This window comes from Mesorhizobium bavaricum (assembly GCF_056781655.1).
Map to the genome: position 1 here is coordinate 63,668 of NZ_JBXAYV010000002.1, position 14,508 is coordinate 78,175.

The following is a 14,508-nucleotide window of genomic DNA, read 5'->3' on the forward strand; positions in this document are numbered from 1 at the left end:
GGCTAAAATCCCGCCATGTGCACTCGCAAAAGATTTGGTCGAAACGAGTCTTGCCGATCTTCAGCCATTCTGACATCGCATGTTCCGAGAGGCGACAACCGTCACGATATCGACCAGCCATTTAGTGAGTTTTCGTACCGTTTTGCGTCGCGAACAGGCGTTTGTCAGTGCGTAGGCTTGATCAGGTTTGGTCCGTCCTGGATCCGATTCTAATCGTTGGGTGAAGACTGCGGGGGTGCGCATCGGGAACGCGCTTTTATCGTTCCGCGCGTGGGCCGCATCCCTGAAATCTATCTGGGTATTAGATGACCGCCATAGATAAACAGCATTCGACGAAGAACCGCCGGCGACTGATTGTCTCCAGATTGAGGCGGGCAGTTTGGCGGCCCTTGCCCTCGACCACTCTCTCTCACGCAAATGTAGCCTAGCCGCATTGGTCGGCAGCATTGGCAGAATTGGTGCAGCAGGTCGAGGCATGGGGGCATGAGCAGGGAGATGGGTCCAGACGAGCGCCCAGGTACGTCGACCACGTTTGCGCCGCTCAGGAACTCGACCTTTCGTTCGATCTGGCTCTCGATACAGTTTGCTAACCTTGGCTGGCTGATGCAGGCCGTTGCCATCAGCTGGCTAATGGCAACAATCTCGACGTCCGATGTGATGGTTGCGCTGGTGCAGGCGTCAGCGACGCTACCTGCATTTATGTTGTCTGTGTTCGTCGGGGCCATCGCCGACAATTTCAGCCGTCGACGGGTTATGTTCGCCGGTTGGTGCCTTATGGCGGTAGCATCTGCGATGCTGGCCGCTTCCGTGGCGCTTGGCTTTCTCGACCCATGGATGATCCTCGGCTTCAGCTTCCTGATCGCGTGCGGCGGCGCTGTCAACGATCCTGCCTGGCAAGCGTCGGTTGGCGATATCGTCGACCGACGCGACGTTGCCGCCGCGGTCACCCTCCTCACCGTCGGCTTTAACACTGTCCGGACCGTAGGCCCGGCGCTTGGCGGCCTCGTCGTTGCCTCGTTCGGGCTTGTGACGGCGTTCACCGTAACCGCGCTCAGCTACCTGGTACCTGTGACCACCATATGGCGCAGCAATTGGAAGGTTCGCTCTTCGCCTCTCCCGCGCGAGCCGCTGAGGACGGCGATCTATGACGGTGTCAGGTTCACGGCGATGTCGTCGGAAATCAAGACAGTGATCGCACGCGGAACCATCTTTGGCCTGGCAAGCATTGCCATACTTGCGCTGCTGCCCCTGGTTGTCCGCGATCAATTGGGAGGAGGCCCCATAGCCTATGGCACCCTCATGGGCGGCTTTGGAACAGGCGCTGTCGTGGCCGGGGTCTCCAACAGCATGTTCAGACGGAGCTTATCGCAAGAGCGGCTGATGAGGCTTGCCTGCGTTGCTTGCGCGGCATGCTGCCTCTCCCTAGCACTGACCTCTTCGATTGCGGTGGCGGCAGTTGCGCTCGCCTTCGGCGGCGCCGGCTGGGTCACCGCATGGTCGGGGCTTGGCGTGAGCGTGCAACTGGCAAGCCCGCGGTGGGTGGTGGGGCGCACCATCTCGATCTATTATGCCTTGATAGATGGCGGCATCGCCGCCGGCAGCTGGTTATGGGGTACGGTTACGCAGAACCATTCCCTGACGCTGGCGCTGGAAGGATCCGCTGGTGCTCTGTTGCTCGTCGCTGCAGCTGGTGTCCTGTTTCCCCTTCGCGATCGCCGCGACTCCGACCCCGATGCTTTGGAGGAGTTTGACACACCGGTGATCGCGCTCAATCTGAAGCCGAGAAGCGGCCCGATCGTCATCAAGGTCGAGTATCTAATCCTCGAGAAAGACATTGAGGCTTTCCTGGATCTCATGCGCGAGCGCCGGCACGTACACACCCGCGTCGGTGCTCGCTACTGGACTCTCCAGCGCAATCTTCAGAAGCCTATGCAATGGACTGAAACATTCCGCACGCCAACCTGGACTGACTACCTTCGCCTGAACCATCGTCTCACCGAAGCCGACAAGGAACTGGACGAGCGTGTCTTCCAGTTGCACGGAGGAGAACTTCCTCCTCAAACGACGCTTTCGATCGAGCGGCCAACAAGTCCCGCTCGCAAAGTCGACCAATCAACACCTTTCTTTCCTCGACGGCATTGAAGCCAGGTTACGGCAGACCCGCACTCCCAACGGCCAACTTACGTCCCCCCGAAGGAACTTTTCTATGACGTCGGATTTGGCTTGAGGTTATTCGCAAGCAGCTTTACTCCGCCCCTCGTCCGTCCTGCAGGAACCCGCGCATACCGGGATAGAACGAGGGCGATCGGCTCAGGCCGCCCATATCGCGTGGGTGGCGTTCAATTTCCTGATCACCTCATGTTCCCGCAACTCAGCCCACCGGCGTTCGATGTTCGGGCAGGCTCTCGGAACCTTTTCAACTTGGGATGCCAGGCCACCAGCATGACGAGATAGATGACGGCCAGCGAGAGGCTGTCGCCGACCAGCCAGTCCTGGCCTTCGAGGACAGCATCGAGAATGGCAAAGCCGCGGTCCATTTTGGCAACCGCAGGTAACCGAATGAACGACCAACGACATGAAGATCATCCAGCGCAGGAAGTCGGCGAGGCCCGGCGTATTCGGCGCCGGCGCCAGGCCTGCCTGCGGGTGGCGCTCGGCCAGCATGATGCAGACCGCCGCCGACTCGGTCATCGAGCTTCCGTCAGACAAGAGGACTCGAACCTGGTTCGGTATTGCACGCGTATAAAGCCTGTACATCAAATCCTCGCCGGCCAGTACGGCACCGGCGACGATCTGAACCGGAAGCACCGCCCCATTCAAGCGAACAGCACCCTCCAGGCTGCAATGACCCATCGGGCCCCTTAGAAAAGCACCCTGCCGATCGGGAGGTAAACCGGCAGGGCGCACTGCGCAGAGCTCGGTGGGAGGACCGGACGGCAGCGGCAAAAGTGGTGGAGCAGGGTATTCAAAAGCTCATCGCCAACGACGTGAGCCAGCGGCTTTCCTCCAACAGTCGCCGTTCCAAGCAGGCTGGATCATATCGCACCCTCGGCCTTTAGGGCGCGATAGGTTGTATCGACCGATTTCGCGGTCGCATCGACAATGATGTCGATTTCGTCCCGGGTAATGATCAGCGGCGGGGCAAAGCCGAGGATATCGCCATGCGGCATGGCCCGGCCGATGACACCGTTCTCAAGCAAAGCAGCGGCGGCACGCACGCCAACCTGCAGTTCGGGCTCAAAAGCTACGCGCGCTTTGGGATCCCGCATCATCTCGACGCCAGACAGGATTCCAACGCCGCGAACTTCACCGACAATGGGATGTCCCTCCAGTTCGGCTTTCATGCGGGAAAGCCAATAGGGCCCGACATCCTGGACATGTTCCAGGATGTTTCTTTCCTTAAGGACTTTGATGTTGGCGAGCGCGGCCGCCGCGCAAAGCGTATGACCGGAATATGTCCAGCCATGGCCCAGAGCTCCGTGCTTCTCCGTTCCTTCTTCCAGGACCTTCCAGACGCGGTCGCCGATAATTGACCCGGAGATGGGGAGGTAGGCGGAACTGACGCCCTTGGCGATGGTGACGAAATCCGGGCGCATGCCATAAAGGTGGGAACCAAACTTCTCGCCGGTTCGCGCGAAGCCGCAAACCACTTCATCGGCGATCAGCAGGATATCATACTTGTTCAGCACCTCTTGAATGGCCGTCCAGTACCCCTTTGGGGGCGGAACGATTCCGCCGGTCCCAAGTGCCGGTTCTCCGATAAAGGCTGCAACCGTATCTGGGCCCTCAGCAAGAATAAGGGCTTCTAGTTCGTCGGCGCAGCGTTTGGAGAAGGCTTCCTCGGTTTCGCCCTCATGCGCCTGGCGATAGTAATGTGGCGTGGTTGTGTGGCGCACCAGGTTCAAAGGCAGATCGAAGAATTTGTGAAAGAACGGAAGGCCTGTCAGGCTACCGGTGAACAACCCGGAACCGTGATAACCCCGGTGTCGCGAGATGATCTTCTTCTTTTCAGGGCGCCCAAGGATGTTGTTGTAGTACCAGACGAGCTTGATGTTGGTTTCGTTGGCATCCGAACCGGACAGGCCAAAATAAACCCTTCGCATGTTCTGCCCGAAATATTCGACGATAGCCTCCGCCAAACGGGCAACGGGTTCCGTGCCCTGGCTGGCATAGACATGAGCGAACGGCAAGTCATGCGCTTGCTTGGCAATGGCGTCGGCGATCTCCGTGCAGCCATATCCCATGTTGACGCAGTAGAGTCCGCCGAAACCGTCGAGGCTCTTTCGGCCTTCAATATCCCAGATGTAGACGCCTTCAGCGCCGGCCATAATAGCCTGGTGCGCGCGGCACTCGAGAAGGCCGACCGGGTGATCGTGACGCTCTTCGTGAACCTGAAGCAGTTCAACAGCCAGGCTGATCTCGCCGCGTATCCGCGCACGGAGGATGAGGGGCCGCCAAGCTGGCGCCGCTTGGCGCGCGTCTGCTCCTAGGAGCCGAACTGCATCGCGATCATCAGCGACTGCTCCAGGCCACGGCGCACGGCCTGACCGTGCAGATCATCATCTCAAGCGTCACGCCCAGCGTCTCCGGCAAGCCGTGGAGCACCATGCGGACGCTGTCGCCAACGAGAACAATGTCACAATGCCGATCAACGAGCTTTGCGATCGGAATGGGTATAGGCCGTCAGGCAGACGAGCGGCGTTCCACCCTTCCGGGAACGAATATCCGGCGAGGTGGTCGCCTCGGTGCTAGCAACCGCAATCAACGAGGGCCGCTGCCCTTACGTTACCAACTGTGGGTGTCGCGTTTGGCACACTTCTGTGCAGGTGCGAAGAGCTAAAATCTTCCACGGGCGTGATGTTGACGCACCAACAATTATCGTAGAAAACCAATCTAAATCGGTTCAGCTGCTCCCGTAGCGGAACCTTGCGCAGCTAGTTCAGGGATCATGGACCATCAGGGAAAGCCAACCAGGCAACGCAGATCTGGAGGCAAGGGAAACGACGTGAAAGCGGACCTGATCGCCGTCGTCGTCGCCATGAATAACAGCGTCCCCGGTGTTCTCACCATCCCGCAGGCAAACGCCCTGCCATCAGGTCCGTTCGAACTCGCTCACCGTTCGCTGCAGTCCGGCCTCAGGGGATGGGTCGAACAACAGACCGGTCACCCGCTCGGCTATATCGAGCAGCTCTACACCTTCGCCGATCGCGACCGTATTGGCGCGGAGGAACGCGTAATCTCGATCAGCTATCTCGCACTCACGCAGGCCGAAGATGCGGGCGCCGCAGCCAGGCGATCCTGGGCAAGCTGGTACGACTATTTTCCATGGGAGGATCACCGCTCCGGCGCCCCTTCGGCAGTGGAAGATCTGCGACCGCGTCTAAGGGAATGGGCGGACAGCGTTGATGAGACAGCCCTGCGGCTCGATCGCCGGCGGCGCACAGCTGTTGCCTTCGGCTTCGACGGCCGGTCATGGAACGAAGAGTTCGCGCTGCAGCGTTATGAGCTTCTCTACGAGGCGGCGCTTGTGGAGGAAGCGATACGCGGTAGACCTTCAGCCGCACCTCCTCCGGTAGCGGGCAAATCGATGATCGCCGATCATCGCCGCATCCTGGCAACGGCTATTGCGCGGCTGCGCTCCAAGATCAAATACCGGCCCGTGGTGTTCGAGCTGATGCCGCCGCTCTTTACGCTTTTGCAGCTGCAGCGAACCGTGGAAGCGCTCTCCGGCAGGCTCATCAACAAGCCGAACTTTCGCCGGCTCATAGAGCAACAAGAGCTGGTGGAGAAAACCGGGGCGACGACCACTGAGACCGGCGGCCGACCGGCGCAGCTCTACCGCTTCCGCCACGAGATTCTCGATGAGAGGCCGATGGCCGGGACGAAATTGCCGCCCATGCGGGCTTGACATCCCTTATAGTCATAAAGGATATATATCTTATATTCTTGTAGACTATAACTGGAGGCTCGATGAGCGCCATCCTGCCCTCAGGCGCTTCCCTGTACGATCGCGTCCGGCGCGTGATCCCGCCAGCCGAATGGCTGACTTTCGCCGACGATATCGACGCCATTCTCGACCTCAAGCGGCAGCGAAACGCCGTCATCCTGGCGCACAACTACCAGACGCCCGAGATCTTCCACTGCGTCGCCGACATCGTCGGCGACAGCCTGGCGCTGGCCCGCAAGGTAATGTCGACGGAAGCAGACGTCATCGTGCTTGCCGGCGTGCATTTCATGGCCGAGACGGCGAAGCTGCTCAATCCTCAAAAGACCGTGCTTATTCCCGATTTGCGCGCAGGCTGTTCGCTGGCGGACTCGATTACCGCCGAGGACGTGCGCCTGATGCGTCGGCGCATTCCGAATGTGCCGATCGTCACCTACGTTAACACGTCAGCCGCCGTGAAGGCGGAATCCGATATTTGCTGCACCTCGGGCAATGCTCGGGCCGTAGTCGAATCGCTCGGCGTGCCACGCGTCATCATGCTGCCCGACGAATACCTGGCCAAGAACGTCGCCGCCGAGACGGATGTCGAGATCCTGGCCTGGAAAGGGCATTGCGAGGTGCATGAGCGCTTTACGCCAGCCGACATCCGCGAGTTGCGCGAAAGCCATCCTGGTGTGATCGTGCTGGCGCATCCCGAATGCCCGCCTGAAGTGGTCGCGGAAGCCGACTTTTCGGGATCGACGGCGGCCATGTCGGATTACGTCGAAAGGCAAAAGCCGCCACGGGTCGTGCTACTCACGGAATGCTCGATGAGCGACAATGTTGCGCTCGCCCATCCCGAGCTCGAGTTCATCCGGCCCTGCAATCTTTGCCCGCACATGAAGCGCATCACGCTCGCCAACATCCGCGAGGCTCTGGAGCAAAACCGGCATGTCGTGAGCATCGATCCCGAGATCGCCGGGCGCGCGCGGCTTGCCGTCGAGCGGATGCTTGCCGTATGAGCGCGGATGTCCGCAGTTTCTTCGGTCGGCCTGTTATCATCGGCGGCGGCATCGCCGGGCTGATGACCGCCCTTCACCTGGCGCCCGAGCCGGTGCTTCTTTTGTCGAGGACGCCGCTGGGAGCCGACGCTTCGAGCCCGTGGGCACAGGGTGGCCTGGCTGCCAGCCTCGGCGATGACGATAATCCAGCGCTGCATCTGGCGGACACGCTCGCCGCCGGCGATGGGCTGTGCGACGCGGAAATCGCCAGTCGCATCCTCCATGCGGCTCCTAGTGCGATTGAGACCCTGGCGAACCTTGGGGTCCGCTTCGATCGGAAGCCAGAAGGCACATTGCGCCTCGGATTGGAGGCCGCGCATGGCCGCCGTCGTATCGCTCATGCCGGCGGCGATGGCAGCGGACAAGAAATCATGCGTGCCCTGGTCGAAGCCGTGCGTTCTGCTCCTTCGATTGTGGTCGTCGAAGGCGTGGAAGCGCGTCGGCTGGCGGTCAAGGAGAATGCGGTCCGTGGTGTCTGGGCAAGCTGTTCGATGGGTTCGGTATTCTTCGGCTCGCGACGGGTGGTCCTCGCCACGGGCGGGATTGGCGGGCTTTTTTTCGACACCACCAATCCTTTGGGCAGTTGCGGACAAGGCCTGGCGCTTGCAGCGCGCGCAGGTGCTGTCCTTGCCGATCTGGAATTCATCCAGTTCCACCCGACCGCGCTCGACGGGCCGGACCGCCCCATGCAGCTCATCAGTGAAGCGGTTCGCGGCGAAGGCGCTGAGATCGTCGATGAAACCGGCCAGCGCTTCCTCGAAGGCTTACAAGGTGCGGAACTCGCGCCGCGCGACGTTGTAGCGCGAGCAATCTGGAACCATCTTTCGAACGGCCACCGCGTCTTTCTCGATGCGCGAGAAAAACCCGGCACGGCGTTCGCGCAGCAGTTTCCGACGATCGCGGCAGCCTGCCGCGATGTCGGCATCAATCCTGCTCATGACCTCATTCCCCTCCGCCCCGCCCAGCACTACCATATGGGTGGGGTCGCCGTGGACGGGTCCGGCCGCACCTCAGTCAAGGGACTCTGGGCCTGCGGCGAAGTGGCCTCAACGGGATTGCATGGCGCCAACAGGCTCGCCAGCAACTCCCTGACCGAGGCCGTCGTGTGCGCGCGCTGGGTTGCTGAAAGCGTCGCTGGTACGCCTGCGCGCAGGACAAAGCCTTTCTTTGCACGCGATTACCCATTGCCAGATCCCATACAAGTGCGCCCTCTCCTGTCGAACGCACTCGGCATCGTCCGGGATGGAGAATGTTTGAAAGCAGCCGCACGTGCCTTGTTGCCGCTCGCCGAGGCCAATGGCGCGGCATCGGATCCGGCTTCTGTCGGGTTGATGATGACGATCGCCGCCTTGTCACGCAAAGAAAGCCGTGGCGCCCACCACCGCGCCGACTTTCCCCATCGTGAAGCCATTGCCAGACGTTGCGAACTCACGCTCGCCGATGCCTTGGCGGCGGCGCGGGAACTCGCACATGTCGCGAGCCTCGAGGGGGCCAGGTGATGAAGCTCGCACCACTTCCCACGGTCATGCTGGAGCCGCTTGTCCGGGCAGCCCTTCTCGAAGACCTAGGCAGAGCCGGCGACGTGACCACCGACGCTGTCGTACCGAAAGAACACCATGCGAGGACCGTGCTGGCGGCGCGCCAGTCGGGAGTTGTTGCCGGCCTCGATCTGGCGATCCTTGCTTTCCGGCTGATCGATCCCGACGTCGAAATCTCCGTGGAGCGGGCGGACGGCAGCGACGTCGCGAAAGGAGAAGTCATTGCGTCAGTGGTTGGTCCGGCCCGAGCCATTCTCACAGCCGAGCGAACGGCACTCAATTTTCTGTGCCATCTGAGCGGTGTCGCCACGGCAACCGCAGCGATTGTCACCGCGGTACGCGGACATGGCGCGAAGATCGTCTGCACGCGCAAGACGACGCCCGGATTGCGGGCGCTGGAAAAATACGCCGTGCGCGCCGGTGGCGGCTCCAATCACCGCTTCGGCCTCGACGACGCCATTCTGATCAAGGACAACCACATCGCAATCGCCGGCGGAATACGCGCCGCGCTCGAGCGGGCACGAAACAGCGCCGGCCATCTGGTCAAGATCGAAGTGGAGGTCGATACCCTGGCGCAGTTGGAGAAGGTGCTTGGGTTCGCCCCCGATGCGGTCCTTCTCGACAACATGTCCCCCGACGATCTCCGTCGCGCCGTCGCAATCGTCGGCGGTCGGGCAATCACCGAGGCTTCCGGCACGATCACATCCGATACAGCGCGTGCGATTGCCGCGACCGGCGTTGATCTGATTTCCGTCGGTCGACTGACGCACAGCGCGCCGATCCTGGATATCGGCCTCGACTATCGGAGCTCATGACAGCGCGGCAAACGAAGGGCGGCAGGTCAATGAACGTTTCGATCGGCGTCAAGCGCACGAGGAAAGCGCGGCAAAAACCAGGACCGAGGGAACAGGATGGACACGCATACAACCAGTTTGACGAAGACATCGCCACAGGCTCAAGCCCCTGACACCGGGATGTGGACCCTGGAGAAGGCTCGGGCGCTCCATGATGCGCCCTTCAATGACCTGCTGTTTCAGGCGCAGACCGTCCACCGCCAGAATTTCGATCCCAACAAGGTCCAGCTCAGCCGGCTTCTCAGCATCAAGACAGGCGGATGTCCGGAAGATTGCGGCTATTGCAGCCAGTCGGCGCATCACGAAACCGGTCTGAAGGCGTCGAAGCTGATGGAAGTCAGGCGCGTCATCGCCGAGGCGACCAAGGCGCGTGACGCCGGCGCCACCCGCTATTGCATGGGTGCCGCCTGGCGAAATCCCAAGGCGCGCGACATGGATGCAGTGGTGGCGATGGTCGAAGGCGTCAAGGCACTGGGCATGGAGACCTGCATGACCCTTGGCATGCTCGATCTTGAGCAGACCGCTCGTCTGAAACAGGCTGGTCTCGACTATTACAACCACAACATCGATACGTCGGAACGCTACTACAGCGAGATCATCAGCACGCGCAGCTTTGCTGACCGGCTCGATACGCTCGAGCAGGTTCGCCAAGCCGGCATCAAGGTCTGTTCCGGCGGCATTGTCGGCATGGGCGAAGAACCGGTGGACCGGATCGACATGCTGGTGACGCTGGCCAATCTGCCGGAGCATCCGCAAAGCGTTCCGATCAACATGCTGATCCCGATTGCCGGCACCCCGCTTGCCGACGCCAAGCCCATCGAGCCGATCGAATTCGTGCGCGTGATCGCGCTGGCGCGCATCATGATGCCGAAATCGCATGTGCGTCTTTCCGCCGGCCGCACCGCCATGACCGACGAGATGCAGGCGCTGTGCTTCTTTGCCGGCGCCAACTCGATCTTCGTCGGCGACACGCTGCTGACGGCGGATAATCCGGGCGAAGACAAGGATATTCTGCTGTTCCGGCGCCTCGGCATCGAGCCAATGGAACTCGAGGCGCAATGAACGGGGCACCGCTTGCCCGCTATGACGCGACCCTGCAGGGGCTGGCGCGCAAGGACCGGCTGCGGACGCTGTCGCCGCGCGCCGGCCTCGATTTCTCGTCTAACGACTATCTCGGGCTTGCCGCTTCGAGAAGGCTAGGCGACGCGGTTGCGGCGGCGATCGCGCAGGGCACGCCGGTCGGCGCGACCGGATCGCGGCTGTTACGCGGCAACGCGCCGGAACATGAGCAACTAGAGGCAGACGCGGCGACGTTCTTCGGAGCCGAACGCGCGCTGTTCTTCGGCAGCGGCTACATCGCCAACTTCGCCCTCCTGACCGCCCTGCCGCAAAAGGGTGACCTGCTGGTCCTCGACGAGCTCGCCCATGCCAGCATGCATGAGGGGGCCCGCGCTGGCCGCGCCGAGTTCAAGCTCGCCGCACATAACGACATCAGTGCCGTCGAGGATGCGATCATGCGCTGGCGCGCCGAAGGCGGCACCGGGCGCGTCTGGATCGTGATCGAAAGCCTCTACAGCATGGACGGCGACCGCGCGCCGCTGGAAAGCCTGGTCGCGCTAGCCGATCGGCACGAGGCATTCATCGTCGTCGACGAAGCGCATGCCACCGGCGTGTGGGGACCGGACGGCCGCGGGCTGGCCGCTGCCTTTGAGGGTCGCGACAACATCGTCGCGCTCCACACATGCGGCAAGGCGCTCGGCGCGTCCGGCGCACTCGTCACCGGGCCGGGACTGCTGTGCGACTATCTCGTCAACCGCTGCCGGCCATTCATCTATTCCACCGCGCCATCGCCGCTGATGGCAGTGGCAGCGCGCGAAGCGATCGCGATGCTGTCCGATGAGCCCCACCGCCGTGTCCAGTTGCAGGAGCGTGTTGCCTTCGCGGGCCGCCAATTGGCCGAGCGCTGCGGCGTGGCACCCAGCGGCTCGCAGATCCAGCCCTTTGTCATCGGCGACAACAGGCGCACCATGGCGGTGGCGGCGGCGCTGCAGGCGCGCGGCTTCGACATACGCGGCATTCGCCCGCCGACGGTTCCCGAGGGCACGTCGCGGCTGCGCATTTCGCTGACGCTCAACGTCGACGAAGCCGACATTTCCGCCATGGTCGAGGCGCTCGTTGAGGTGTTGGCCCAAACATGACCGGGGGCGGCATGACCCAGCGCATCGTCATTACCGGAACCGACACCGGAATTGGCAAGACCGTGTTTGCGGCTGGGCTCGCCGGCCTGCTCGACGGTTTCTACTGGAAGCCGGTGCAATCAGGCCTCGACGGCGAGACCGACAGCGAGGTGGTCGCGCGGCTTGCCGGCCTGCCCTCGGAGCGCGTGCTGCCGGAAGCCTACCGCTTGCGGAGCCCGCTGTCGCCGCATCGTTCAGCCGAGATCGATGGCGTCGCGATCAAGGCTGCCGATCTTACTTTTCCCGTCCTGCCGACGCCGCTGGTCATCGAGGGCGCGGGCGGACTGATGGTGCCGCTCAACCGGCGCACAAGCTTCATCGACATCTTCGCTGAGTGGCGGCTGCCGGTCATTTTGTGCGCCCGCACCACGCTCGGCACCATCAACCACACCCTGCTGTCGATCGAGGCCCTGCGCGCCCGCTCCATCCCGCTGGCCGGCATTGCCTTCATCGGCGATGAGATGGCCGATACGCAAAGGACAATCGTGGAAATGGGCGGTGTACCGCAGCTCGGCAGGCTGCCCTATCTCCACCCGCTGACGGACAAAACTCTGCGAGACGCAATGATTGCCGGCTTTGCCTTCGCCTCGATTGCGGGAGGCGAATGATGTCGCAGTCCAGTGTGTGGCATCCGTTCACGCAGCACGCGCTTGAGCCCGTGATCCCTGAAATCGTCCTGACGGAGGGAGCCTATCTCCACAAGGCCGACGGCACGCGTATCCTGGATGCCATCTCCTCCTGGTGGGTCGTCACCCATGGCCACCGCCACCCCCGCATCATGAATGCTATCGAGACGACCGCGTCGAGCCTCGACCAGATCATCTTTGCTGGCTTCACGCACGAGCCGGCAGAGCGCCTGGCCAAGGCACTTGTCGGCCTCGCTCCCTCCGGTCTCGACTGGGTGTTCTATTCCGACAGCGGCTCGACCTCAGTCGAAGTGGCACTGAAGATGGCGCTCGGATATTTCCGCAACATCGGCGCGCCGCGCTCGCGCATCGTCGTCATGGAGCACAGCTATCATGGCGACACGGTCGGCACGATGAGCGTTGGCGCCCGCAGCGTGTTCAACGCCGCCTACGAGCCGCTGCTGTTCGAGGTCGACACCATTCCCTTCCCGGTCGCGGGGCGAGAGCAGGAGACGCTGGATCGGTTCGAGGCAGTCTCACGCGACCAGCGCGCCGCCGCGCTGATCGTCGAGCCGCTGGTGCTTGGCGCCGGCGGTATGCTGATGTATCCAGCCTGGGTTCTGGCCGAGTTGAAGAAGATCGCCGAGGCCTCGGGCACGCTGGTGATCGCCGATGAAGTAATGACCGGCTGGGGCCGCACCGGAACCATGTTCGCCTGCGAGCAGGCGTCAATCTCTCCCGACATCCTGTGCACCTCGAAGGGCCTGACCGGCGGCGTGATCCCGCTGGCGGCCACGCTTGCCACCAATGCCATCTTCGAAGCTCACTATTCCGAGGACCGCAAGAAGACGTTTTTCCACTCGAGCTCCTACACGGCCAATCCGATGGCCTGCGCGGCGGCACTCGCCAATGTCGAGATCTGGCGTGACGAGCTGGTGGCCGAGCGGGTCGCGGCGTTGAGCGCTATGCAGGCCTCCGGGGTGCAACGCTTTCGCGACAATCCATATTTTACCGACTGCCGCGCCAAGGGAACGATCGCAGCGCTCGACCTCCGAACCGGTTCTGCGGGTTATCTCGCCGAAATCGGCCCGAAGCTGCGCGCTTTCTTCCTCGACCGGGGGCTGCTTGTGCGCCCACTCGGCAATGTCCTCTACCTTCTGCCGCCCTATTGCATCACCGGCGAGGAACTCGACGGGGTCTATGACGCGGTCGAGGAGGCCGGCGAACGCTTCGGCGCGAAGCCGTGAGCAGGTCGTCGCGCCTTCTCGGGTTTGGTCATCATGCGCCCGCGCGCAAGGTCGAGAATCCGGAAATTGAAGACCGTCTCGGGCTTGAGCCCGGCTGGATCGAGCGGCGCACCGGAATTCGTTCGCGCTTCTGGGCAACCGACGAAGACACGCTGTCGGGCCTTGCCGCCTCTGCCGGTGACATGGCGCTGGTGAATGCCGGTATCGACCGCAGCAAGGTCGGCCTGCTGTTGCTCGCCACCTCGACGCCCGATCACCTCCTGCCGCCCAGCGCGCCGCTGGTCGCACACCGGCTGGGGCTCGGCCGGGCCGGCGCGATCGATCTCACCGGCGCCTGCGCCGGCTTCATCTATGCGCTGATGTTCGCCGATGGATTCACCCGCCTGTACGGCAAACCAGCGCTGGTCATTGCCGCCAACATCCTCAGCCGCCGTATCAATCCGGCCGAGCGCGCCAGCTCGGTCCTTTTCGCCGATGCCGCCGGCGCCCTGGTGATTGGTCCGTGCGATGACCCGGATCTAGGCATTCTCGGTGCCTCGGTGGATTCGGACGGCTCGCGTTACGGCCTGATCCAGATCCCGGCGGGCGGAAGCAACAAGCCGTTTCACGGCGACCTCGACCTTGGGCAAACCCGAATGACGATGACCGACGGTCGTGAAGTGTTTGCCAAGGCCGTCGAGATGATGACCGATTCCTCAACAAGCGCGCTTGCTGCGGCCCAGTTGCGGCCGCAGGACATCGATCGGTTCGTGCCGCACCAGGCCAACGCGCGCATTTTTGATGCGGTTGGGAAAAACCTTGGGATAGCGGATCAAGCAATCGTCAAGACCATCGCCGAGTACGGCAACTCTTCCGCAGCGACGATCCCGCTGTCGCTCTCGCTGGCTGATCAGGCGGAGCCGTTTCGACCGGGGGAAAAAATCCTGCTGGCGGCGGCGGGTGCGGGTCTGAGCGGCGGTGCGCTCGTGATCGGAATTTAGCGGAGCGACCAGCGCCCAGAGCACTGCGGGACAAGTCACCCA

The 14,508-nt window shown here is 62.4% G+C and carries 11 protein-coding genes and 3 pseudogenes; 11 read left to right on the plus strand and 3 right to left on the minus strand.

What is annotated here, in order from left to right; genetic code table 11:
- Positions 1–483 precede the first annotated feature (483 nt).
- A complete protein-coding gene (locus AC1RZR_RS36550) occupies positions 484–2,142 on the plus strand; it encodes an MFS transporter (RefSeq protein ID WP_481829805.1) in 1,659 nt (552 codons plus the stop codon).
- A 209-nt stretch (positions 2,143–2,351) separates the two neighbouring features.
- On the opposite strand, the gene AC1RZR_RS36555 is transcribed toward AC1RZR_RS36550, so the two are convergent.
- Both AC1RZR_RS36555 and AC1RZR_RS36560 read right to left on the minus strand, forming a co-directional pair.
- The gene (locus AC1RZR_RS36555; protein WP_481829806.1) at positions 2,352–2,537 is read right to left on the minus strand and encodes a glutathione binding-like protein; all 186 of its coding nucleotides are present in this window, start codon (positions 2,535–2,537) and stop codon (positions 2,352–2,354) included.
- A gap of 498 nt (positions 2,538–3,035) precedes the next feature.
- Positions 3,036–4,331 (minus strand): annotated as a pseudogene (locus AC1RZR_RS36560) (aminotransferase); the annotation flags it as partial.
- On the opposite strand from AC1RZR_RS36560, the pseudogene AC1RZR_RS36565 reads away from it, so the two are divergent.
- Positions 4,317–4,486, plus strand: a pseudogene (locus AC1RZR_RS36565) (pantoate--beta-alanine ligase); the annotation flags it as partial. The pseudogenes AC1RZR_RS36560 and AC1RZR_RS36565 sit on opposite strands and share 15 nt — an antisense overlap.
- Before the next feature lie 3 nt (positions 4,487–4,489).
- Here the strand turns inward: AC1RZR_RS36565 and AC1RZR_RS36570 are convergent.
- Positions 4,490–4,765, minus strand: a pseudogene (locus AC1RZR_RS36570) (3-methyl-2-oxobutanoate hydroxymethyltransferase); the annotation flags it as partial.
- Between the two features lie 183 nt (positions 4,766–4,948).
- Here AC1RZR_RS36570 and AC1RZR_RS36575 point away from each other — a divergent pair.
- The 9 genes from AC1RZR_RS36575 to AC1RZR_RS36615 all read left to right on the plus strand — a co-directional run bounded on the left by AC1RZR_RS36575 (position 4,949) and on the right by AC1RZR_RS36615 (position 14,466).
- Positions 4,949–5,908, plus strand: a complete 960-nt coding sequence (locus AC1RZR_RS36575; RefSeq protein WP_481829807.1) for an NUDIX hydrolase — start codon at positions 4,949–4,951, stop codon at positions 5,906–5,908.
- Between the two features lie 62 nt (positions 5,909–5,970).
- Positions 5,971–6,945, plus strand: coding sequence for a quinolinate synthase NadA (gene nadA, locus AC1RZR_RS36580; RefSeq protein WP_481829808.1), 975 nt, complete (start codon positions 5,971–5,973; stop codon positions 6,943–6,945).
- Complete coding sequence (locus tag AC1RZR_RS36585) at positions 6,942–8,483, plus strand: L-aspartate oxidase (RefSeq protein WP_481829809.1); 1,542 nt, start codon at positions 6,942–6,944, stop codon at positions 8,481–8,483. The genes nadA and AC1RZR_RS36585 overlap by 4 nt, the downstream gene beginning before the upstream one ends.
- Positions 8,483–9,337 (plus strand): carboxylating nicotinate-nucleotide diphosphorylase, encoded by an 855-nt coding sequence (gene nadC / locus AC1RZR_RS36590; protein ID WP_481829810.1) that lies wholly within the window; start codon positions 8,483–8,485, stop codon positions 9,335–9,337. The genes AC1RZR_RS36585 and nadC overlap by 1 nt, the downstream gene beginning before the upstream one ends.
- Positions 9,338–9,496: 159 nt before the next feature.
- Positions 9,497–10,438: a biotin synthase BioB gene (bioB, locus tag AC1RZR_RS36595; protein ID WP_481829907.1), complete on the plus strand. Its 942-nt coding sequence runs from the start codon at positions 9,497–9,499 to the stop codon at positions 10,436–10,438.
- Entirely contained in the window at positions 10,435–11,574 is a 1,140-nt protein-coding gene (locus tag AC1RZR_RS36600; protein ID WP_481829745.1) for an 8-amino-7-oxononanoate synthase, read from the plus strand. The genes bioB and AC1RZR_RS36600 overlap by 4 nt, the downstream gene beginning before the upstream one ends.
- Positions 11,575–11,585: 11 nt before the next feature.
- The gene (bioD, locus tag AC1RZR_RS36605; RefSeq protein WP_481829746.1) at positions 11,586–12,221 is read left to right on the plus strand and encodes a dethiobiotin synthase; all 636 of its coding nucleotides are present in this window, start codon (positions 11,586–11,588) and stop codon (positions 12,219–12,221) included.
- Complete coding sequence (locus AC1RZR_RS36610; RefSeq protein ID WP_481829747.1) at positions 12,221–13,486, plus strand: adenosylmethionine--8-amino-7-oxononanoate transaminase; 1,266 nt, start codon at positions 12,221–12,223, stop codon at positions 13,484–13,486. The genes bioD and AC1RZR_RS36610 overlap by 1 nt, the downstream gene beginning before the upstream one ends.
- The gene (locus tag AC1RZR_RS36615; RefSeq protein WP_481829811.1) at positions 13,483–14,466 is read left to right on the plus strand and encodes a 3-oxopimeloyl-[acyl-carrier-protein] synthase BioZ; all 984 of its coding nucleotides are present in this window, start codon (positions 13,483–13,485) and stop codon (positions 14,464–14,466) included. The genes AC1RZR_RS36610 and AC1RZR_RS36615 overlap by 4 nt, the downstream gene beginning before the upstream one ends.
- The last annotated feature ends 42 nt before the right edge of the window (positions 14,467–14,508 follow it).

Bases quoted from the DNA above. Each gene is read 5' to 3' on its own strand.
- AC1RZR_RS36550 (WP_481829805.1), top strand. From the start codon at position 484: ATGAGCAGGGAGATGGGTCCAGACGAGCGCCCAGGTACGTCGACCACG.
- AC1RZR_RS36555 (WP_481829806.1), bottom strand. From the start codon at position 2,537: ATGGACCGCGGCTTTGCCATTCTCGATGCTGTCCTCGAAGGCCAGGAC.
- AC1RZR_RS36575 (WP_481829807.1), top strand. From the start codon at position 4,949: ATGGACCATCAGGGAAAGCCAACCAGGCAACGCAGATCTGGAGGCAAG.
- nadA (WP_481829808.1), top strand. From the start codon at position 5,971: ATGAGCGCCATCCTGCCCTCAGGCGCTTCCCTGTACGATCGCGTCCGG.
- AC1RZR_RS36585 (WP_481829809.1), top strand. From the start codon at position 6,942: ATGAGCGCGGATGTCCGCAGTTTCTTCGGTCGGCCTGTTATCATCGGC.
- nadC (WP_481829810.1), top strand. From the start codon at position 8,483: ATGAAGCTCGCACCACTTCCCACGGTCATGCTGGAGCCGCTTGTCCGG.
- bioB (WP_481829907.1), top strand. From the start codon at position 9,497: ATGTGGACCCTGGAGAAGGCTCGGGCGCTCCATGATGCGCCCTTCAAT.
- AC1RZR_RS36600 (WP_481829745.1), top strand. From the start codon at position 10,435: ATGAACGGGGCACCGCTTGCCCGCTATGACGCGACCCTGCAGGGGCTG.
- bioD (WP_481829746.1), top strand. From the start codon at position 11,586: ATGACCCAGCGCATCGTCATTACCGGAACCGACACCGGAATTGGCAAG.
- AC1RZR_RS36610 (WP_481829747.1), top strand. From the start codon at position 12,221: ATGTCGCAGTCCAGTGTGTGGCATCCGTTCACGCAGCACGCGCTTGAG.